A 21708-nucleotide genomic window follows, 5' to 3' on the forward strand; every position below is an offset into this window, starting at 1 on the left:
ACTGTGCGCACATTATCACGTCACTGAGTTAAGGACACCCGTATGACCCCCGATATGTTAGTGCGCATCCTGTTAACCGGCGCCGGCGCCACCCTCTGCATGGATTTGTGGGCGCTGCTGCTGAAGCGGCGCTTCGGCATCCCTTCCCTCGATTACGCGCTGGTGGGCCGCTGGTTTCTCGGCATGTTCGACGGCCGCTGGTTTCACGCCACCATCGTCACGGCGCCGCCGCGCCAGGGTGAGAGAAAAATCGGCTGGATACTGCACTACGCCATCGGCTTGGCGTTCGCCTTTATCCCGCTCGGTTTGGCGGGCATCGAGTGGTATGCGGCGCCGGAACCGCGCATCGCGCTGTTGAGCGGCTGGCTAAGCCTGGCGGCGCCGTTTCTGGTGATGCAGCCCGCGCTGGGCTTTGGCGTGGCGGCGGCGAAAACCGCCAATCCGCGCAGGGCGCGGCTCCTCAGCCTGCTCACCCACACGGTGTATGGGCTGGGCCTGTTGATCGCCGCCCGATTGTTGGCGACGTTCTGTGCCTGAATGGGCTACAGCAACGTGGAAATATCGAGGTAGTGCGCCAGTTCGCGCTGCTCCGCGCGCGGCAGATACGGAATTTCACCCAACAGCGGCGCGGAAATGCGCTGCTGCAGCGCCGTGATGGTTTCGGCGTAGTGCGCCAACCCCGGATTGATGCGGTTGGCCACCCAGCCCAGCAGCGGCAGGCCGTCGTTGATGATCGACTGCGCGGTCAGCAGCGCGTGGCTGACGCAGCCCAGCTTGATGCCCACCACCAGCACCACCGGCAGTTGCTCCTGCACCACCCATTCGGCGTACGGCCGCAGATCGTTCATCAGCACGCGCCAGCCGCCGCTGCCCTCCACCACCACCGTATCGGCTTTGGCGGACAGATCCCGCAGGCCGCTGCTCATCAGGCCATAGTTGATATCCTCGGTCGCATGCGCGTGAAACACCTCATCCAGACAAGTGATGGGGTTGATCTCCTCGTAGGACAGCGGCAAGGTTGAAGATGCCTGCAACACCAAAGCGTCTTTATTGCGGATGCCCTCGCTGGTTTCCTGGCAGCGCGCGGCGATCGGCTTGTAGCCGGCCACTGAACGGCCTTCGGCGGCCAGAGCCTGCATCAACCCGCGGGAAACCACGGTTTTACCGACGTCGGTATCCGTGCCTGTCACAAATAAACGCTTCAACATGAATAAAATGCCCCAGAATGCCCCGTTAACAATGTGTCGCCGCATCGGCGGCGAAGAAGTCTTTCGGAAAAATTCTAGGGGATGCTGCCACGTAGGGGCTTGAGGTAGCTCAATCTTTTGCGGGATTAATAAGAAGTTCTGATGTTAGCCTTGCAGCAATTGCACCAGCAGCGAACCGTTGTACAGCGCCTCTTTCACCAGCGCGGCGCCGGGCATGGTGCCCTTATTGAAGAACTGCGTGGATTCGACCTTGACCTGCTCGCTGTAGGCCGGCAGCGCCTGCTGGCGAATGCAGGACGCGATGGCCGGGTGCAGGATCTCCGCCGCGCGGTTGAGCGGCGAGCCCACCAGGATCTTCTCCGGATTGAACAGGTTGACCATGATCGCCAGAATGCGCCCCACGCTGTGGCCGACGCCGAGAATGATGTCCCGCGCCAGCTGATCGCCCGCCAGCGCGGCGTCGCACAGCGATTCAACGGTCAGCGGCGCGCCGTGCAGGCTGGAGCTCATCGAACCGCTCAGCCGCTGCTGGGCGATCTCCAGGATGTTCTCGATGCTGGCTACGGTTTCAAGGCAGCCGTGGTTGCCGCAATAGCAGCGTTTGCCGTACGGATCGACCTGGGTGTGGCCGATCTCCACCACGCTGTGGCTGCCGGCGTGCAGCACGTGGCCGCCGGTGATCACCCCGGCGCCGACGTTGTGGTCGATCACCACCTGAATCACGTTCTGGCTGCCGCGCGAGGCGCCATACAGCGCCTCGGCCATGGTCCAGGCGCTGATGTCATGCTGCAAGTAAACCGGCAGGCCGGTGCGGGTTTCCAGCGCCGGGCCGAGCGGCATCTCCAGCACGTCGTAAAACGGCATGCGGTGCACCACGCCGGACTGCACGTCGATCATGCCCGGCAGCGTGATGGCGATCGCCGTCAGCCGCTCCAGCTTGCTTTGGTGGCGGATAAAGAATTGGTCGACTTCGGTCAGGATGCGTTTCAGCAGCGGTTCAGGGTGTTCGGCCGCCAGCGGCAGCAACTCTTCCACCACCAGTTTGCTGCTGAGATCGCGCAGCGCCAGCGTGATGCTGCCGCGGCTGATACGGGCGGAAAGGTAATGCCAAGCCTCGGTGTCCAGCACCAACCCCACCGCCGGGCGGCCCCGGCTGCCGATTTCCTGGTACTCGGTTTCCTTGACCAGATGGGCTTCCAGCAGTTCGCGCACGATCTTGGTGATGCTGGCGGGCGCCAGCTGTGCGCGTTTTGACAGTTCGATACGCGAAATCGGGCCCAGCTGATCGATTAGCCGATAAACCGCCCCCGCATTGGTCTGCTTGATTTGATCGATATGCCCAGGCTGCCCAACCGCAATCACAAACCGGCTCCTACTATTTTTCGCGCTTCTAAATAAAGACTAGGGGTTATGGTGGGGCTTTTGTCATACAGCGTCAACTATTTGATTCGTTATGTGATTTGCTGCACAAATTCCTCGCAATTTCAGCGTGAATTGATTTTTATTTGCCCAACCTCAACGTCATTTCAGCATCAACGCCATCAGCGCCTGCGCCGCGGCGGTCAGCGGCCGGCGGCGGTGATGCACCAGCCAAACTTCGGTGGTGGCGTCCGGCTCCGCCAGCGGCAAATAGCGCACGCCGTCCACCCGCACTCGGGCGAATGACGCTGGCAAAATCGACACCCCCAACCCGGCGGAGACCAGCCCGATGATGGTCATCGCTTCCCCCACTTCCTGGGTGATATAGGGAGTAATGTCGGCCTTGCTGAGCAGCAGCAGGATTTCGTCATACAGCGCGGTGCCCACTTCGCGCGAGAAGAACACGAACGGCTCCTGCGCCAGGTGTTGAAAACGCAGCGCGCCGCCGGGCGTTTCCGCCAGCGGATGCCCCTCCGGCACCACCGCCACCAGCGGTTCGCGCAGCAACAGCTGATAGTGCAGCGCTTCCGGCAGCCGCGTGTTGCGCATCACCCCCAGATCCAGCTCACCGTTCAGCAGCGGTTCGATCTGCTGTTTGGTGTTGATTTCGCGCATTTTGATATGCACCTGCGGGGACTGCTGACGAAAGGTGCGCAGGCTGCGCGCCACCACGCCGATAAAGGGCGCGGAAGAGGTAAAGCCGATGGTCATTTCCCCCAGTTCGCCACGATCCAGACGCGCCGCCTTTTCCGCCGCGCGCCCGACCTGATCGAGCACCTGGTAGGCTTCTTTGAGGAACATTTCCCCGGCCTGGGTCAAACTGACGTTGCGGTTGTTGCGCGCCAGCAGCCGCGCGCCGACCATCTCTTCCAGCGCCTGGATTTGCTGGCTGAGCGGTGGCTGGGAGATCCGCAACCGCTCGGCGGCACGGCCAAAATGCAGCTCTTCCGCCACGGCAATAAAGTAACGCAGGTGTCTCAGCTCGATATTCATATTTAAAACGTCTTAATTTGAATTATTAATATATTAGACAAAAAATTCGCCACTCCCTATCATTTTGTTATCTGCAAAGTGTCTGTTTATCTCCCCGAAGTTCGGTAAGGAAACGCTGTGACAACCCCTGTGCGTTCTGCGGCCGTGATGCCGTCGACGCTGGCCGCCAACGATGACGCGGCCGCTGCGCCAAACGTAAAACGCTCCACCCTCAACAACAAACTCCCCTATATCGAACGCGGCACGCCGCAGTTTATGCGCGTAACGCTGGCGCTGTTTTCCGCCGGGCTGGCAACCTTCGCGCTGCTCTACTGCGTGCAGCCGATCCTGCCGGTGCTGTCGCAAGACTTCGGCGTATCGCCGGCGGAAAGCAGCCTGTCGCTTTCGGTCTCTACCGGCCTGCTGGCGATCGGCCTGATGTTCACCGGGCCGCTGTCAGACGCCATCGGCCGTAAATCGGTGATGGTGGTAGCGCTGCTGCTGGCGGCGGTCTGCACGCTGATCTGCGCCTTTATGACCAGTTGGCACGGCATTTTGCTGATGCGAGCGCTGATCGGCCTGTCGCTGAGCGGCGTGGCGGCGGTCGGCATGACCTATCTCAGCGAAGAGATCCATCCCAGCTTCGTCGCCTTCTCTATGGGGCTGTACATCAGCGGCAACTCGATCGGCGGCATGAGCGGCCGCCTGGTGACCGGGGTATTGACCGACTTCTTCTCCTGGCGCGTATCGCTCGGGGTCATCGGCCTGTTCGCCCTCGCCGCCGCCTGCATGTTCTGGCGTATCCTGCCTGCCTCGCGGCATTTTCGCGCCAGCTCGCTGCGCCCGCGCACCCTGCTGATCAACTTCAAGCTGCATTGGCACGATAAGGGCCTGCCGCTGCTGTTCGCGGAAGGTTTCCTGCTGATGGGCAGCTTCGTCACCCTGTTCAACTATATCGGCTATCGCCTGCTGGCGGATCCTTACCACCTGAGCCAGGCGATTGTCGGCCTGCTGTCGGTGGTGTACCTCACCGGTTCCTACAGCTCGCCCAAGGCCGGCGCGCTCACCTCGCGCTTCGGACGTGGCCCGGTGCTGCTGGCGTCAATCGTGATTATGCTGATCGGGATCCTGATTACCGCGCTGCCGCAGGTGCCGGCGATCTTTATCGGCATGATGCTGTTCACCGCCGGTTTCTTCGCCGCCCACTCGGTGGCCAGCAGCTGGATTGGCCGCCGTGCGCGCCGCGCCAAAGGCCAGGCGTCGTCGCTGTATCTGTTCTGCTATTACGTCGGCTCCAGCGTGGCCGGCACCCTCGGCGGCGTGTTCTGGCACAGCTTCGGCTGGAATGGCGTAGCGGCGTTTATCAGCCTGATGCTGTTGCTGGCGCTGCTGGTGGTGCATTACCTGAAACGCCTGCCGGAAGCCGCTCGTCTTTGAAAAGAAAAAGCCGCGGCGATTTGCCGCGGCTCGTCCTGCCAGTGCCTGTGATTATTGACCGGTTTTCCAGCGGGTGCGCAGGTACTCCACGGCCTTATCCGTTTGCGGCTCGGTCAGATAGCGTTGCCGGAACAGGATGGTTCCCCCCATCCCCGGCAGGCTCTCGTTGAGATCCAACTGCCTTTTCAGCTCGGGAACGCCGCCATCGACGGTCCAGGCCGGCTCGCTGGCCGATGGCGTGCCCACTTTATACAGCGCCACCCCGGCATAGAGCCGAACCGGCGTGCCTTTCACCACCTCGGCCCACCAGTTGGCCAGCACGTCGTAGCGGACAATTTCACGATCAAAAGGCCAATACAGCTGTGGTGCGATATAGTCGAGCAGCCCCAGTTTTACCCACTGGCGCGTATCGGCATAGGCCGTATCGTACGATGGCGCCCCTGCCCGCGTCGCCGAGCCGGCAGGATCGTCCGCTTTGTTTCGCCATACGCCCGCCGGGCTGACGCCAAACGCAACCGCGGGTTTCAACGCTTTGACGGTGGCTGAAACCTGTTTTATCAATTGCAGCGTGTTGTCCCTGCGCCAGGCGGCTTTGTCTGCAAACCCTTTGCCGTAGGCGCGATACGTCTTCCCATCATCCAGCGGCGATTGCGGCGTTTCGTAATAGAAATAATCGTCAAATTGAATGCCATCGACATCATAGTTTTTGACTATTTCAGCCACCACGCCAGTGATCCAGTTGCGCACGTCGGGTAAGCCAGGATCGAGCACGAAGCGGTCGTTGGCCGTGCGGATCCAGTTAGGATGCAGCGCATAGACGCTGGCCGGTGGGGACTGCAACGTCTGATTAAGTGCATCAATCGTTTGCTGTCGGGTATTCATGGAAACCCGATAAGGGTTCAGCCAGGCATGCACTTTGATGCCGCGCCGGTGCGCTTCTTGCAGCATAAAGGCCAGCGGATCATAACCCGGATCCTGGCCCACGGTGCCGGTCAAGACCTCAGACCAAGGCAAGATGTCAGAACGCCACAGGGCCGTTCCGTCCGGTTTAACCTGAAAATACACCGTGTTAATCCCGGTTTTCACCATGTCGTCCAGCGCATCCGTCAGCCCCTGCTGCTGCAGGCGCACCCGCTCTTGCGCCGTTTCCGCTTTCAGGGAGGCCGCCGGCGGCCAGTCCAAGCCAATGACCGTGGCCAGCCAGATGCCCCGCATCGGTGTAACTGGCGGTGTCGGCTGTGCAGGTTTCTCTGGTTCGGGGGGCTTGGCGCATCCGCTCACGCCCAGCATGGCAGCCATCAACAGCCATCCGCCTAGTTTTGTTGCGCCTGTCGGCATAAATATTCTCCTTCCGTGAGTGACGGTTATCCCATGTCGTTTCGTGCAGAGCAAGAAACCGCCCGCTTTCTCAACGCGAGCAAGCTGCCGGCGTCGCCCTTTCTGACGACGCCGGTACTTGTCCCATTACCAGCTCAGCCCGGTCCCGCGAGGGAATGCGATCTTGCCCGTGTTGGTCTCCACATCGTAGTCATGCCAGGTGTTGACCGGCAGTTTTCCGTGCGGTGTGATTTTTCCCGTCAGCACCTGTGCCAGAGATATCATCGAGGGACCGCGCCACACGCCGCTGTCATACCCGTAGTAAGAATAGGTGGCGACGGCCGCCTCCACGTCTGCGGCATAGTTCACGATATCGTAAGGTGCGCGCAGTGAGAGGTGAACGCGCTTTTTCCCCTGTTCGGCGGCGTATTTCAACCAGCCCGGATAAGGGATGCTGTCATTACTCGCTCCGGTTGCGGAGGTAATGACCCCATCCTGTTCAGCAGGCGTAAAGCGGGTCGAAAGCGTGCCGAGCAGGAACACGTCGCAATCGGCAATATGCGCCCTGACCTGAGCATCGCTCAGTTCCGTTTCCTTCGCGGCAACGACGTTCTGGTAGCCTTCCTGTGCCATCACGTTAGCGATGCCTTTGGCCTGCTCACCCCACGGGGTCAGGATAAAATAACGCAGCGCCTTGTCTTTCAACGGCAGCAGGCTGTGACGGTTGATAACCACGGTAATGGAGCGATCGGCAATGCGCTTTTCCAGCTTGTGTGCTGACAACGCGGCGTCGTTGGAACAAGGTTTATCGCTATGCCCCATCAGGCCATGGCGTAATTTCAGGCGCAAAATGCGCTCGACCGAGGCATCGATATCAGCCTCGCTGAGATGCCCCGTTTTCACCCTTTCCGCAAGATAACGAATCAGGTCCGGCAGCAGGTTAGCCTGGGCCGGCGAAGCGATGCTGACAGGCATCAGGGCGATATCCACCCCCGCGGTAAAGACGTTTTCAGCCGCCCCCTGTTGGGTGAAATGCTCAGCAATCGCGCCCATATCCAGCGCATCTGAAATCGTTACGCCGGCATAACCCAGCTCATCGCGCAGGATGCGGGTCTGAATTTCATGCGACATAGTGGCCGGCACCGTGATTTTTTCTCCGCTGCGGGTGTCTATCTGGCGGTTATCCAGCGCGGGGTACTGAATATGCGCGGTCATGACCATGTCCGGCGCCGCGCAGCGATCGATAGCTTGCTTATAAGGGGCGATATCGATGGCAAACGCCTCTTCCCGCGTACGATCGACGCGCGGCAAACCGGTATGCGAGTCGGTGGAGGTGCTGCCATGGCCAGGGAAGTGTTTGTAAGCGGTGATCAGCACTTGCTGCTTCATCCCCGCCACCATTTTCTCGGCCAGGCGGGAAACGGCGTTCTTATCATCGCTGAAGGCGCGAACGTTAATCACCGGGTTGAACGGGTTGGTGTTGACGTCCACGACCGGGGCAAAGTTGGTATTGATATGCAACGCGCGCATATCCTGGGCCATCAGCTTGCCCTGTTCAACGGCGAGCTGTTTATCCGCACCGCCCTCAATCGCCGCCGCCAGCGCCATATTACCGGGGAATGAGGCATAGTCGCCGCGCGGCAGCCGGAAAACGTTACCGCCCTCATTATCCGTGCCGATAAACAGGCGAATGCCGGCGTGCGTTTTCATCGCGGCATACCAAGCCGTCAACGTTTTGATCTGCTGCTTGTCTTTCAGATTATTGGCGAACAGGATCACCCCGCCCACGTGGTTATCGGCGATCAGCTTGCCAATGGCTTCATCGGGAACGGTCATATCCTGATTGCTGCTACCGTTCCGATCCCAGTAGCGAAAATCCAGCATGATTTTTTGCCCGATCTTCTCTTCCAGCGTCATGTTTTTGACTTTCTGTTTAATATCCACAGTAAACCTCCTGTTAAAGCACCCGTTAATGACAGAAGAAAAGATAACCCCAAGGGCTCATAGCGTCCTGCCATTCTGTTTGTTCCAGCGATTGGACAACGGCAAACGAGAAATGGACTAAACAAAAAATAAACGAGCGGGAAAAAATTCATCCATGAATCAAAACCATAAGAAGACCAGGTTTATTTTCGACAATCACGCTTACCCGCATGTGTGGCAGACGAGCGAGAGAATTCCCCCTGCTACCCGCCCTATTTCCCCCTGGTAAGCCGGGCGGGCAGTTAAGCTGAGTATTTCCCCATCGCCGATGTTGCCCCCAGCCTGCTACTCTCCTATAGTATGTTGTAACTAAAATAGGAGCGTACGATGAGCAGATACGATGTGATTGGCCGAATGAATGCCTGCTTTGTCGAGCTAGAGCAGGCGCTGGGCGCATTGCAGCAGCAGATCACCCCGCTGCGGTTGCTGGCGGCGCGGGTGTTCAGCCTGCCGGAGGTTGAAAAAGGCCAGGAACATCAGGCGATTTCGCATATCGCGGTCGAACAGCATGTGGGACAAGCGGCGCGCGATCTGGCGCTGGAGCATTATCAGCGGCTGTTCATCCACCATAACCGGGAGAATGTCAGCAGCAAGGCCGCCGTGCGGCTGCCCGGCGTTATCTGTCTGGCGGTGGAGCAACCGGAGTATCTGACGCTGCAGGCGCAGCTGGCGCTGATCAACCGCCTGAAGGGCGAACTGGAGCAGATTATCACCGTCGATTCCGGTCTGGCGCCGGAGCAGCGTTTCGAGTTCGTACACACCCATCTGCACGGGCTGATTACCCTCAGCGCCTACCGCACCCTCACCGCCCTGACCAACCCCGACTCGGTGCGCTTCGGCTGGGCCAACAAGCACATCATCAAAAACGTCAAGCGGGACGACATCCTGGCGCAGCTGGAGAAAAGCCTGAAAGCCGGCCGCGCGGTGCCGCCGCACAGCCGTGAACAGTGGGCCACCCTGGTCAGCCGCGAAATAGACGATGTCAGCCGTCTGCCGCAGCACGCGACGCTGAAAATCAAGCGGCCGGTCAAAGTACAACCTATCGCCCGCGTGTGGTATCAGCAGCAGCAAAAGCAGGTGCAGCACCCCTGCCCGCTGCCGCTGATCGCCCTGTGTCAGGTAGAGAGCGGCGCCGCAGTGCCGAAGATTGGCGAGCTGCTCAACTACGACGTCGACGCGGTGAAACACCGTTACAAACCCGACGCCCGACCGCTGCGGCTGCTGGTGCCGCGCTTGCACCTGTATGCCGATGACGCTACTCGCTGAGGGCATATACTCGCAGGCGATGGCCGTCCGGATCCCGCGCGACGAAGGTGTAACCGAATTCCATCTCGGTCGGCGTTTGCTCGATAGGCAGCCCGAGTTCGCGCCACTGGTTATAGCGCGCTTCGACCTCATGCGGATCCTGGCACAAGAAGCCCAGCTCACCGCCGCCGCCGGTCAACGTGGCAGCGGGTTTTACCCCCTGTTTGGCCCACATCCCCAGCTTGAAGCCGTTGTTGAGCACAAACAGGGCGAAGCCGGGAGAAAGCTCTACCGGCGCCTGTCCCAGTAAACGTTGATAAAAGGCGGCACTGTTCAGCGGATTGTCGACGTAAAGCAGGGTCATGCTGGGAAGGGTCATCGGTCTGTCCTCTGGATGATGGGAACCGGCCGGTTCCCGATAGGCACAGACTAAGGCGCGCGACTGACAGTTTATGGCAGCAGCGTGCCGCTATTGCTCCGCAATGCCCTCGCTGAGGCGCCACTCTTTCAGCAGCCGCCGCCGTCCGCGCGGATAGCGCGGTTCCAACGGCGTGGCGGCCTGGATGCGATCGAGGCGAAAATGACGAAAGGCCTGGCGCAACTCGCACCAGGCGACCAACATCTGGAACTGGTCGAAAAAACCCAGTGCAAAGGGCCACAGCAGGCGTTCGCTGCGCTGCCCCGCCAGGTCAAGATAGTCGATATGCAGCTTGCGCTCGCGGCGGATGGTGTCACGGATCAGCACCCGCAGCTCATCCGCCACCGGCGGCGCCTGAACCGGCGCTATCAACAGCGTGTTGGCCTCAAGCTCCTCCCGCAGTGCCGGCGGCAGCACGTCGGCGATCTTGGCCAGCGCCTGGCCCGCCGCACTCGCCAGCTGACTGTCGCCGTGGCGGCTGACCCAGCGCATCCCCAGCACCAGTGCTTCTGTCTCCGCCTGCGAGAACATCAGCGGCGGTAGCATGAAGCCGGGGCGCAGCACATAACCGACGCCCGCCTCGCCGGCGATCTCCGCCCCCTGCTGCTGCAGCGTGGCGATATCGCGGTACAGCGTGCGCATGCTGATGCCCAGCGTCTGCGCCAGCGCATGGCCCGCTACAGGATAACGGTGGCTACGCAACAGCTGCATCAGATCGAGTAAACGTTTTGCGCGCGACATCTTAATTTCTCCATAAAAAAGGGGCTTACCTCAGTAAGCCCCCGGTTGCCTCACAGATCAATTACTTCTGCATGCTGCCGACCATCGCCTCCGGGCGTACCCATTCATCGAACTGCGCTTCGGTCAGATAGCCGAGCTTCAGCGCCGCGGCTTTCAGCGTCAGCCCTTCCTTGTGCGCTTTCTTGGCGATTTCCGCCGCTTTGTCATAACCGATATGGGTGTTGAGCGCCGTCACCAACATCAGCGATTCATTCAGCAACTGGGTGATGCGATCGCGGTTCGGTTCGATGCCCACCGCGCAGTGCTCGTTAAAGCCCTGCATGCCGTCGGCCAGCAGGCGAATCGACTGCAGGTAGTTGTGGATCACCATCGGGCGAAACACGTTCAGCTCGAAGTTGCCGGAAGCCCCGCCGATGTTCACCGCCACGTCGTTGCCCAGCACCTGCGCGCACAGCATGGTCATCGCTTCGCACTGGGTCGGGTTGACCTTGCCCGGCATGATGGAGCTGCCCGGCTCGTTCTCCGGGATCGAGATCTCGCCGATGCCGCAGCGCGGGCCAGACGCCAGCCAGCGCACGTCGTTGGCGATCTTCATCAGCGAAGCCGCCAGCCCTTTCAGCGCGCCATGCCCTTGCACCAGCGCATCGCAGGTCGCCAGCGCTTCGAACTTGTTCGGCGCGGTGACGAACGGCTGATGGGTCAATTCCGCCAGCGCTTTAGCGACGCGCACCGCGTACTCCGGATGGGTATTCAGGCCGGTGCCGACCGCCGTGCCGCCCAGCGCCAGCTCGGCGATGTGCGGAATACTGTCCTCGATGTGTTTCAGATTGTGCGCCAGCATCGCCGCCCAGCCAGAGATTTCCTGCCCCAGGGTCAGCGGCGTGGCGTCCTGCAGGTGGGTGCGGCCGATTTTAACGATGTCGCGGTAGGCTTCGGCCTTGTCGCTCAGCGTCTTGTGCAGCACTTTCAGCTCGGGGATCAGGTGCTCGCGCAGCGCAATCACCGCCGCCACGTGCATCGCGGTGGGAAACACGTCGTTGGAGCTCTGGCTTTTATTGACGTCGTCGTTCGGATGCACCTTGCGCTCTTCACCGCGCACGCCGCCCAGTAGCTCGCTGGCGCGATTGGCCAACACTTCGTTCATGTTCATGTTGGTCTGGGTACCGGAGCCGGTTTGCCAGATGGACAGCGGGAACTGGTCAGCATGACGATCCGCCAGCACTTCGTCGGCGGCGTTGATGATGGCGGCACCCCGCTCGGCCGGTAGCAGCCCCAGATCCACGTTCACCTGCGCGGCGGCGCGCTTGGTCAACGCCAGCGCGTGGATCAGCGCGGTCGGCATCTTTTCGGAGGAAATACGGAAATGTGCCAACGAACGCTGGGTTTGCGCGCCCCACAGCTTGTCGGCCGCGACTTCGATGGGGCCCATAGAGTCTTTTTCGATACGAACGCCTGCCATCATGATCTCCTTAGCATAATTCCTAAAATTGTAGGGTTAGGCCGACGCGCTACCCCCCGTCGGCATGCACTCCCAGTATAGTGACATAATAACTATTCGCATTAAGAGAGTTATCTCACAGCACGTTTCATCTCTTTTACCCATCAATGACGCGGTTATTTTCCGCCGGTTAACCCGCGCCGAAATAAACGGCCGGAAATGAGTCCGGAGAATAAAAGTGTGGGTAGCCATTAGCGCGGATGACGCGAATTAAAATTATTGATGCGTTGCGCCTGTAAATGATTGAGCTCATCGATACGTTGTTGCTGCAGATGATTGATCTCGTCATAGGCGTCCTGCCGTTCATTATGCCGATACACCCCGGTCGCCACCACGCCGGCGGTAAGTGCCAGCGGGTGCGCCACGGGTGCGATCGCGGTGGGAACCGCTACCGGCGCGGGTGCAACGACGATCGGTGCCGGCGCGATCACCACGGCGCGCGGAGCCGCGTAGGGATAGGCGACAATCACCGCCGCCTGAGCTGCGCCGGTGCAAAAGCCCAACAACAACAACAGTTTTTTCATGCAACAGACCTCTTGTTTCGTTAAATCGACTCGTTGGCCGTTACGGTAAAGGGGTCTGACGCGCAGGTTTAAGCTCGGCGTGTGATCGCCCGGCGCAGCGCGAAAATAATAATAAGGGAATGGCTCAGACGGTAAAAAATAAATTCAGCCGACATAGTTTGACATGTTGAAGAATAAATAATGACGCAGGATAAGCGGGCTATCGGCAATAACCCATTCTCCCAAAGAATAATCTTGCGACGGCTTTTCTGGGCCGCGTTGAGACCTGCGCACCAATTGAGACGCCGATCGTTATCACGCTATACTTTGGCCCCGTTGCCGGGCGCGACGTTATCCGGCGATGTTTTGATCGCGCCCATGATTTTTCCTGCCGACGCGAGGGTATGATGGTCGTCGGCATAGATTGAGTTAACCGTATAAAATCAGAAGGTTAATTGCCAATAGTGCGGCAATGACGTAGAAGGACGTTTATCGACATGCAAAAAATGACCAACGCGGTACAGAATTACGCTTGGGGCAGCCACGACGCGCTGACCCGTCTTTACGGCATCGCCAACCCGGATAATCAGCCGATGGCCGAACTGTGGATGGGCGCCCATCCCAAGAGCCCTTCCCGCGTGCCGGGCGCCGACGGTGAACTGCGTTCGCTGCGCGATCTGATCGACGAAGACCAGCCAAAACAGCTGGGCGCCAACGTCGCCAGCCGTTTTGGCGAGTTGCCGTTCCTGTTTAAAGTGCTGTGCGCCGATCAGCCGCTGTCGATCCAGGTCCACCCGAGCAAAGCGGCGGCCGAGGTCGGCTTCGCGAAAGAGAACGCCGCCGGCATCCCGCTGAGCGCCGCCGAACGCAACTACAAAGATCCCAATCACAAGCCCGAGCTGGTGTTCGCGCTGACGCCGTTCCTGGCGATGAACGGTTTTCGTGAATTGGCCGATATCGTTTCCCTGCTGCAACCTATCGCCGGCGCGCACCACGATATCGCCGCCTTCCTGCAGCAGCCGGACACCGCCCATCTGTCTACCCTGTTCGCCAGCCTGTTGACGATGAGCGGCGAGCAGAAGTCGCTGGCACTCGGCGTGCTGAAAGCCGCGCTCAACAACCAGCAGGGTGAACCCTGGGATACCGTGCGGTTTATCGCCGGTTTCTATCCGGACGACAGCGGCCTGTTCTCACCGCTGCTGCTGAACGTGGTGCAGCTCGCGCCGGGCGAAGCGATGTTCCTGTATGCCGAAACGCCGCACGCCTACCTGAAAGGCGTGGCGCTGGAAGTGATGGCCAACTCGGATAACGTGCTGCGTGCCGGCCTGACGCCGAAATTTATCGACGTGCCCGAGCTGCTGGCCAACCTGCAGTTTCGCCCGCAGCCGGCTTCCGGCCTGCTGACCCAACCGGAGCGGCGCGGCAACGAGCTGTTCTTCCCGATCCCGGTGGAAGATTTCGCCTTCTCACTGCACGATTTGACCGCCGCGCCGCAGGCGCTGGCACAGCGGAGCGCGGCTATCGTGTTCTGCGTCAGCGGCGAAGCGACGCTGGAAAAATCCGGGCAGCGCCTGACGCTCAAACCGGGTGAATCCTGCTTTATCGGCGCCTTCGAATCCCCGGTCAACGTCAGCGGCAGCGGCCGCATCGCCCGGGTTTATAACCAACTGGCCTAACCGTTGATAAATTTCAGCAAATTGCTTGCTGAAAGCGAGAGCTGCCCCCACAATTGAACGCCTGCGGGCGTTTTTTGGCGGCCCCTATTTGCCCCTCCCACGCAACGGAGGGTGATAAGAAAAAAGGATGAAACAGAGCTATGAAAAAATCGTTAGTCGCTGTCAGCGTCATTGTCGTTCTTGGCGCAGCATGGACCGGGGCATCCTGGTACACCGGGAAACAGATCGAGCAGCACATGGGCGAAGTCGTCGACAACGCCAACGGCCAACTGAAAGCCTACCTGCCGAAAGCCGGCGTCAAGCTGAGCTATGAAAATTACCAGCGCGGCCTATTCAGCAGTAAAGTGCGTTATGTGCTGCGTTCCGACGGCACGGATACCAGTGAAAACGCGGCGCTGAAAGCCGGTGAAGAAGTGGCGTTCCTGGAAACCATCGATCACGGTCCGTTCCCGTTCGCGCAGCTGAAAAAATTCAACCTGCTGCCGAGCATGGCGTCGGTGCATACCGAGCTGGAAAACACCCCGGCGGTGAAAGGCCTGTTTGAAACCACCAAAGGCAAATCGCTGTTTACCGCCGATTCGCGCATCTCGTACAGCGGCGATACCGCGTCCACCATCGACTTTATCCCACTGGACTACCAGAAGGATAAATCTTCGTTGAAATTCAGCGGCGCCACCATTGACGCCGACGTGTCCCGCGATCTGAAAAAATTCGCGCTGGACGCCAATAGCGACACTATCGTGTTCGCCAGCCCGAACGAATTCGGCCAAAACGAGCAGATCACCTTCCAGGGCTTCAACCTGAAAGGCAACAGCAACGAAAGCAAGTTCGGCGTGAAGCTCGGCGATCAGACGATGACCCTGAAACAGTTCAAACTGACGATCGACGGTAAAGACACCGTGGCGTTGGACGGTTTCAATCTGGTGAGCAAGTTCGGCGAGCAAGGCAGCAGCAACATCGGCGGCCAGATCGATTACACCATGGACGCGCTCAAGGTGCAGGGCAACGACTTCGGCGCCGGTAAACTGACGCTGAAAATCGACAACGTCGACGGCAAGGCGCTGAAAGACTTCTCCGACAGCTACAACCGCCAAACCATGGCGCTGCTGCAGCAGGGCGAGAACCTGGATCCGGACGTCTACGAACAGCAGACCTCCGAGATGCTGCAAAAGAACCTGCCGATGCTGCTGAAAGGCAACCCAAGCCTCAGCATCGCCCCGCTGAGCTGGAAAAACAGCAAGGGTGAGAGCCTCTTCACGCTGGATCTGGCGATGACCGATCCGAGCAAGGCCGCCTCCCCGGCACAGTCGCCGGATCAAGTGATCGCTCAGGCGGTTAAAAAGCTGGATCTCAGCCTGACCATTCCGGAAGCGATGGCCACCGAAGTGACCGCGAAGACCGCTCTGTTGCAGGGTTACAATGAGGAAGACGCGCAGAAACTGGCGCAGCAGCAAGTGCAGGGCCTGGCGGCCATGGGCCAGATGTTCAAGCTGACCACCCAGAAAGACGGCGTGATCGCGAGCAAGTTCCACTACGCTGACAATCAGGTTGACCTGAACGGCAACAAGATGTCGCTGCAGGAGTTCATCGGCCAGTTCGCCATGCTGGGCGCCCCGGCGGAAGACGCTGAACCGGCGCAGGAAGCGGAACCCGCTCCGGCACCGGCGCAGTAATCGCCTGAAAGCCTGACAAGGGCCCCCTGCGGGGCCCTTTTTATTTACCCCTGCAGCGCCGCATACACCGCATCGCGGATCTGCTGCGGATAGCGGCCGCACATGCCCTCAAACGCGGTGTTGGTCAGTATCACCACGCTCAGCTGCGCCTGTGGATCAAAGAACCAGCTGTGGCCATAAACGCCGCCCCAGGTCAGCGTGCCGACATGCTGCGGCGTCTGCGCCGCTTCTGCGTCCACCAGCAGCGCGCCGCCGAAACCAAATCCCCAGCCCGGCCCTTGCGTTTGCGCCTGCGCCCCCACATGCGGACTGCGCAGCAACGCCACCGTGTCCGGCTGCAAGATGCCCTGCCCACCGCTGCGCAACGCTTCCACCAGCTGCAGCACATCGTCGGCATCGCCGACCATGCCCGCGCCGCCGGAAGGATAAGCCTCCGCGTTAAGCGCCCGCGCGGGTGAAAACAGCACCTCGCCCCCCGCCATCTCCTCCGGCAGCGCCACCCGCAGGCCTTCATGCATGCGCTGCGGCCCTTGCGGCGTGTTGTAATACGGCGTCGCCAGATTCGCGGCGTCCGTCGTATAAAACGCGGTATTGCCGAGCCCCAGCGGCCGCGCCACCCATTCGACAAACAGCTGCGGCAGCGGCATGCCCGTCACCCGCTCCAACACCGCGCCAAGCACGTCGATAGCCAGCGAATAATTGAAGCGCTCTCCCGGTTGCGACAGCAACGGTGCCTGCGCCAACAGCCGCAGGTTTTGCTCCAGCGTCAGCGTCGACAGCTCCACGCCGTCCTGGATCCCCAACTGATGGTAAACGCCTGCCGGCGGTTGGTTCAGCCGATAGTCCAGCCCGGCGGTATGACTCAGCAAATGACGGATCTTGATCGTCGGGCGCCGGCCATCCGCCAGCGCCGGGGTAAACCACGGCAGCCAGTCGCTGACCGCATCGTCCAGGCTCAGCTTGCCCCGTTCAATCAGGCGCAGCGCCGCCAGCGTGGTATAGGGTTTGGAAACCGACGACAGCCGAAACTGCGTTTCTCGCCGCATCGGCCGCCGCGCTTCGCGATCGGCATAACCGGCCGCGCCGGCGTAACAAATCTCGCCCTGCCGCGCCACCAGCACCACGCTGCCCACGATGCGCCCTTCGGCCATCGCCTGTTGATCGATCGCCGCGATCCGTTCTGTTAACGCCCGTTGTGTTGCCGACATGATTTTTATCTCGCTGAGGGAAAGTAAAACCAGTCTAAAACGTTCGTCATAAATTAAAATAAGGCATAATTTAATGAATCATTAAGCACAGGTTATTAATAGATGAGTTCACTCCTGCAACTGCTGCCCTATTTCGAAGCCGTCGCACGCCTGGGCAACTTTACCCGCGCAGCCAACCAACTGGGCGTCACGCCGCCGGCGGTGTCACAAAACATTCAGGCGCTGGAGAATCAGCTGGGGGTGCGCTTATTTCACCGCACCAGCCGCTCGGTGCGCCTCAGCGACGAGGGCCGGTTGTTCTATCAGAAGGTCTCGCCGGCCATGAGCCAGATCGACGTGGCGGCAGACGACGTGCGCACCCTGGGCGCACAGCCGGCGGGCCTGCTGCGCATCACGCTGCCGCAACTGGCCGCTTCGCTGCTGGTGATGCCGCACCTGGCGGAATTTCAACGGCGCTATCCCGAAGTACAGCTTGAGCTGTTTACCGAAGACCGCTTTTCCGATCTGGTACTGGGCAGTTTCGATGCCGGCATTCGCATGCACGCGATGCTGCAAAAGGACATGATCGCCGTGCCAATCGACAACGGCCAGCGCCGGGTGCTGGTCGCCTCGCCCGACTATCTGACGCGCTGCGGCGTACCGGCCACGCCGGACGATCTGCCAGCTCACCACTGCCTGCGCTACCGCTTTCCCGGCAGCGGAAAAATGGAGCCCTGGTATTTCAGCCTGGGCGACGATGAACGCGCGCTGGACGTCAGCGGCAGTTTGATCTTTAACGAGGATCGGTTGATCAAGGATGCGGCATTGGCGGGCCTGGGTATCGCACAGCGTTTTCAGGGCACGGTGGTGCAAGAACTGGCGCAGGGGCAACTGGTGGAAGTGCTGCCGGAGTATGCCAGCGAGGCATCGGGATTTTTCATCTACTTTCCCGCCGGCAGGCATCTGCCGCTCAAGCTGCGCGCCTTTATCGATTTCATGCGCGAGCGGCGTGAACGGCAGCATCGGTGGTAGGGGCGCCTCGCCGGCGCCCCTGAGCGTCAGTGCTTCTCCAGCGCCTGGATGATGTGGTAAGCCGCCTCGACGCGATCGTCATTCGGGAACCACTTGTTGGCCAACATCACCACGGCGATATTCTTCGCCGGGATAAACACCGCGTAGGTGGAGAAACCGCCGGTAGAGCCGGTTTTGTTATACCAGCCGGCGCGCAATTCCGGCTGCGGCGGCGTGATGGCGGTGGCCGGCGTGCCGTTCATGATCATCCCGGCGTTGTTGCCTTCAACCAAACGCGACAGCTTCACCGGATACGGGTAGTTCTCCCACATCAGATCCTGCGTGAACGCACCCGCCTTGTAATAACCGACGTGCGTGGCGGCCAGCGCCTCGCGCCACGGCTGCGCCACCTTCACCTGCTGCAGGTTGGCGTCCAGGTAACGAATCAGATCGCGGGCGTTGGATTTGATGCCGTAAGATTCGGCGTCCAGCGGGCCGGGGTTGACGCGCACCGGCTTATCGTCCTTGTTGTAACCTTGGGCATAGTTGGCCATCTGCGCCGCCGGCACCTGAATGTAGGTGTGGCTCATGCCCAGCGCCGGCAGCATGCCCTGCTCCATCGCCTGGATAAACGGCCGATCGAGGCTCTTGGCGGCGATCATGCCCAGCATGCCGATGCCGAGGTTGGAATAGACGCGGTAGCTGCCCGCCGGGTGCTTCGGCTGCCAGGCCCGGTAGTAAGCCATCAGTTGGGCGTTGTCGGTCACGTCGTCCGGCACGAACAGCGGCAGGCCGGATGTGTGGGTCGCCAGATTCAGCAGGCTGACGCCGTCGAAGGCGCTGCCGCGCAGCTCAGGCAGATAATGGCTGGCCGGATCGCTGAACGACAGCTTGCCCTGCTGCTGCGCATAGACCGCCAGCGTCGCGGTGAAGGTTTTGCTCAGCGACCCCACTTCGAACAGCGTCTGCTCGGTGATCGGTTTGCCGGTCTGCTTCGAGGCAACGCCATACGGGTAAATCTGCTGTTTGCCGTCGACCGACACGGCGATCGCCATGCCCGGCACGCCATATTTTTTCATCAGCGGCTGAATAACGGCGTCGATATCCTGCTGCTGCGCGGCGTGCGCGGTCGGCAGGATCAGTGCGGCGATCAGCGCGGCCGCCAGGCGGTTCATTTTCGTCATGATAGAAGCTCTTAGGTTGCAGGGCATCGGCCGCGGCCAAAAGTTTTTGTTGGCGTTATACACGACGCTTTCCCTGATTGATGATGTCATTCCTTTACGGCTGCCGCGACGCTCTCAGCAGCCGCGCCAAATATCGGATTTTGCCGCCGGGTTGACAAGCGATAATAATTTCAGCCAGCATAAAGAAAAACTTATGGCTATCGACAATGCGCAATCGACTTCCCCTCAACGCCCTGCGGGCGTTCGAATCCTCCGCCCGCCACCTGAACTTCACCCGCGCCGGCCTGGAGCTGCGGGTGACCCAGGCCGCCATCAGCCAGCAGGTACGCATGCTGGAAGAACAGCTGGGCATCCAGCTGTTCCGCCGCCTGCCGCGCGGGCTCGATTTGACCGAAGAGGGTCAGGCGCTGCTGCCGGTGTTGAGCGACGCCTTCGACAGCATTGAGGCGGTGCTGCAGCAGTTCGAAGGCGGGCATTTCCACGAGGTGCTGACGGTGGCGGTGGTCGGCACCTTCGCCGTCGGCTGGCTGATGCCGAGGCTGGCGGCGTTCCGCACGGCGCACCCGTTTATCGATCTGCGGGTGCTAACCCACAACAATCTGGTCAATCTGTCGGCCGACGGTATGGATTTCGCCATCCGCTTCGGCGAAGGCCTCTGGCCCGCCACCTGCAATATTAAGCTGTTCGACGCGCCGCTGACGGTGCTCTGCCCGCCGACGGTCGCCGCGCGCCTGAGCACGCCGCAGGATCTGCAGCACGAGCAGCTGATGCGCACCTACCGCAAGGATGAATGGGAGCGCTGGTTCACGGCGGCGCAGGTGACGCCGTGGCGGATCAACGGCCCGGTGTTCGACTCGTCAAGGCTGATGGTGGAAGGCGCGATCCAGTGCGATGGCGTGGCGCTGGCGCCGGTCAGCATGTTCCGCCGCGAACTGGCCGCCGGCGCGCTGCAAAGGCCGTTTGCCACCGAGGCCGCGCTCGGCGCCTATTGGCTGACCCATTTGAAGTCGCGGGATCTGACGCCGGCGATGAAAACCTTTATCGGTTGGATCCGCCGGGAGGCGGAAGAGGAGCAGCGGCAGGGCTAGGCAGAACCGCGCCGGATCAGCGTCGGCGGCAGAATGACGTTCTGCGCCGGCAGGTCAGCGTCACCGATGCGCTGCAGCAGGCGCGCGGCGGCACTGCGCCCCACTTCCCGCGCCGAGCTGGAGACGAAGGTCAGCGGCGGCTCGGTCAGTTCGGCTTCCGGCACGTCGCCGAAGCCGATCAGCGCCACCTGCCGCCCGTAGTAGGCGTCGACCCCGTCCGAGCCGATGCTGCGGCCGCTGCGCGTCAGGCCAAAATAGGCGCCGAGCGCGACCGACGCCTTGTGGCAAACGATGGCGGTAATGTTCGGGTAGTGGCGCAGCAGCTGTTCCGCCGCTTCCGCCGCCTCACGCTGCCGGCAATCACACTCGACGATCCATTCGCTGCGAAACGGCAGGCCGTACTGTACCAGCGTGGCGCAAAATCCGCCCAGCCGCTCGGCGCGCGTCAATGAGTCGCTCTGGCCGCCGAGGTAAGCAATTTGGCTGTGGCCGCGTTTGATCAAAAATTCGGTGGCCAGCTTGGCGGCCTGCATATTGTCCGGCCGCACCACGTCCACGCCCTCGAGACCGCTGGAGCGCGCCACGCACACCAGCGGCACGCTCTGCTCGGCCGCCTTTTCCTTCAGGCCCGCCGCCGCGCGGATGCCGCCCGCCAGCACGATGCCGTCAACGCCCTGCGCCAGCAGCGCGTCAAACGCCCGCTGCAAGCCTTGGCCATCGCGCCCGCTCTGGGTTAAAAACAGCAGCTTGTCGTGCGCCTCCAGCGCCTCGCTCAGCCCGGCGGTCATTTCGGCATAGAAGGGTTCGCAGATGTCGCGCAGAATAAGGCCAATCACTCCGGACTCCGCGCCGCGCAGCGTCGCCGCCTGGCGATTGCGCACATAACCCAGCTGCTCTATCGCCTGATTGACCTTCTCGACGGTGGTCGGCGAAATGCGCCCCTTGCCGCTCAACACCAGGGAAACCGTGGTGACCGACACGCCCGCCTGCTGCGCCACATCGGTGATGGTGATTTTTTTGATGCTCATAGTCTCTGCGAACCCGTTCCTGGGCAACCCGCGCCGTAATGATCAAGGGTATACCGAATCCGTTAGCTCAGTAAAACGTTTTACTGCCTGCCGCATTGTCGCCAAAAACCGGGCGACAGA

Annotated in this window: 19 protein-coding genes; 7 read left to right on the forward strand and 12 right to left on the reverse strand. The window is 60.8% G+C overall.

The genetic code is table 11. The features are described 5' to 3' along the window. Positions 1-42 precede the first annotated feature (42 nt). Positions 43-537, forward strand: coding sequence for a DUF2938 family protein (locus N6G83_RS06490; RefSeq protein WP_043143271.1), 495 nt, complete (start codon positions 43-45; stop codon positions 535-537). 5 nt (positions 538-542) lie between these two features. Here the strand turns inward: N6G83_RS06490 and bioD are convergent, their stop codons facing one another. From bioD to N6G83_RS06505, 3 genes are all read right to left on the reverse strand, one after another. Beyond that, the gene (bioD, locus tag N6G83_RS06495) at positions 543-1208 is read right to left on the reverse strand and encodes a dethiobiotin synthase (protein ID WP_025302714.1); all 666 of its coding nucleotides are present in this window, start codon (positions 1206-1208) and stop codon (positions 543-545) included. Between the two features lie 144 nt (positions 1209-1352). Beyond that, a complete protein-coding gene (locus N6G83_RS06500; protein ID WP_025302713.1) occupies positions 1353-2570 on the reverse strand; it encodes an ROK family transcriptional regulator in 1218 nt (405 codons plus the stop codon). A 159-nt stretch (positions 2571-2729) separates the two neighbouring features. After that, entirely contained in the window at positions 2730-3620 is an 891-nt protein-coding gene (locus N6G83_RS06505; RefSeq protein ID WP_260514928.1) for a LysR family transcriptional regulator, read from the reverse strand. A 147-nt stretch (positions 3621-3767) separates the two neighbouring features. Here N6G83_RS06505 and N6G83_RS06510 point away from each other — a divergent pair, with 147 nt between their 5' ends. After that, entirely contained in the window at positions 3768-5036 is a 1269-nt protein-coding gene (locus N6G83_RS06510) for an MFS transporter (RefSeq protein ID WP_192974108.1), read from the forward strand. A gap of 51 nt (positions 5037-5087) precedes the next feature. Here the strand turns inward: N6G83_RS06510 and N6G83_RS06515 are convergent, their stop codons facing one another. Further along, on the reverse strand, positions 5088-6374 hold the full coding sequence (locus N6G83_RS06515; protein WP_038629279.1) for a glycoside hydrolase family 10 protein: 1287 nt from the start codon (positions 6372-6374) through the stop codon (positions 5088-5090). Positions 6375-6500: 126 nt separating this feature from the next. Continuing rightward, positions 6501-8297 (reverse strand): glycoside hydrolase family 3 protein, encoded by a 1797-nt coding sequence (locus N6G83_RS06520; protein ID WP_260514929.1) that lies wholly within the window; start codon positions 8295-8297, stop codon positions 6501-6503. 366 nt (positions 8298-8663) lie between these two features. Here N6G83_RS06520 and tus point away from each other — a divergent pair, with 366 nt between their 5' ends. After that, complete coding sequence (gene tus / locus N6G83_RS06525; protein ID WP_197824002.1) at positions 8664-9602, forward strand: DNA replication terminus site-binding protein; 939 nt, start codon at positions 8664-8666, stop codon at positions 9600-9602. Here the strand turns inward: tus and N6G83_RS06530 are convergent. The 4 genes from N6G83_RS06530 to N6G83_RS06545 all read right to left on the reverse strand — a co-directional run bounded on the left by N6G83_RS06530 (position 9592) and on the right by N6G83_RS06545 (position 12762). After that, positions 9592-9960, reverse strand: coding sequence for a VOC family protein (locus tag N6G83_RS06530; protein WP_025302707.1), 369 nt, complete (start codon positions 9958-9960; stop codon positions 9592-9594). The two genes, tus and N6G83_RS06530, sit on opposite strands and share 11 nt — an antisense overlap. A gap of 90 nt (positions 9961-10050) precedes the next feature. Continuing rightward, complete coding sequence (locus N6G83_RS06535) at positions 10051-10740, reverse strand: helix-turn-helix transcriptional regulator (RefSeq protein WP_260514932.1); 690 nt, start codon at positions 10738-10740, stop codon at positions 10051-10053. A 61-nt stretch (positions 10741-10801) separates the two neighbouring features. Next, on the reverse strand, positions 10802-12199 hold the full coding sequence (gene fumC, locus N6G83_RS06540; protein ID WP_025302703.1) for a class II fumarate hydratase: 1398 nt from the start codon (positions 12197-12199) through the stop codon (positions 10802-10804). A gap of 230 nt (positions 12200-12429) precedes the next feature. Continuing rightward, positions 12430-12762 (reverse strand): hypothetical protein, encoded by a 333-nt coding sequence (locus N6G83_RS06545; RefSeq protein WP_260514934.1) that lies wholly within the window; start codon positions 12760-12762, stop codon positions 12430-12432. 476 nt (positions 12763-13238) lie between these two features. Between N6G83_RS06545 and manA the strand changes: the two genes are divergently transcribed. Then, entirely contained in the window at positions 13239-14417 is a 1179-nt protein-coding gene (gene manA, locus N6G83_RS06550) for a mannose-6-phosphate isomerase (protein WP_025302701.1), read from the forward strand. 140 nt (positions 14418-14557) lie between these two features. Continuing rightward, the gene (locus N6G83_RS06555) at positions 14558-16090 is read left to right on the forward strand and encodes a YdgA family protein (protein WP_025302700.1); all 1533 of its coding nucleotides are present in this window, start codon (positions 14558-14560) and stop codon (positions 16088-16090) included. Positions 16091-16134: 44 nt separating this feature from the next. On the opposite strand, the gene N6G83_RS06560 is transcribed toward N6G83_RS06555, so the two are convergent. Beyond that, positions 16135-17298 (reverse strand): serine hydrolase domain-containing protein, encoded by a 1164-nt coding sequence (locus tag N6G83_RS06560; protein WP_049208133.1) that lies wholly within the window; start codon positions 17296-17298, stop codon positions 16135-16137. A 102-nt stretch (positions 17299-17400) separates the two neighbouring features. Between N6G83_RS06560 and N6G83_RS06565 the strand changes: the two genes are divergently transcribed. Then, positions 17401-18309, forward strand: coding sequence for a LysR family transcriptional regulator (locus N6G83_RS06565; RefSeq protein WP_025302698.1), 909 nt, complete (start codon positions 17401-17403; stop codon positions 18307-18309). Between the two features lie 26 nt (positions 18310-18335). On the opposite strand, the gene blaSRT is transcribed toward N6G83_RS06565, so the two are convergent. Beyond that, complete coding sequence (gene blaSRT, locus N6G83_RS06570; protein ID WP_260514935.1) at positions 18336-19472, reverse strand: SRT/SST family class C beta-lactamase; 1137 nt, start codon at positions 19470-19472, stop codon at positions 18336-18338. A gap of 206 nt (positions 19473-19678) precedes the next feature. On the opposite strand from blaSRT, the gene N6G83_RS06575 reads away from it, so the two are divergent. Beyond that, the gene (locus N6G83_RS06575) at positions 19679-20560 is read left to right on the forward strand and encodes a LysR family transcriptional regulator (protein ID WP_260514936.1); all 882 of its coding nucleotides are present in this window, start codon (positions 19679-19681) and stop codon (positions 20558-20560) included. Here N6G83_RS06575 and N6G83_RS06580 read toward each other — a convergent pair. Beyond that, positions 20557-21588 carry a Mal regulon transcriptional regulator MalI gene (locus tag N6G83_RS06580; RefSeq protein WP_147823743.1) on the reverse strand — a complete coding sequence of 344 codons (1032 nt, stop codon included), beginning with the start codon at positions 21586-21588 and terminating at the stop codon, positions 20557-20559. The two genes, N6G83_RS06575 and N6G83_RS06580, sit on opposite strands and share 4 nt — an antisense overlap. Positions 21589-21708 lie beyond the last annotated feature (120 nt).

This window comes from Serratia sp. PL7, from assembly GCF_945957435.1.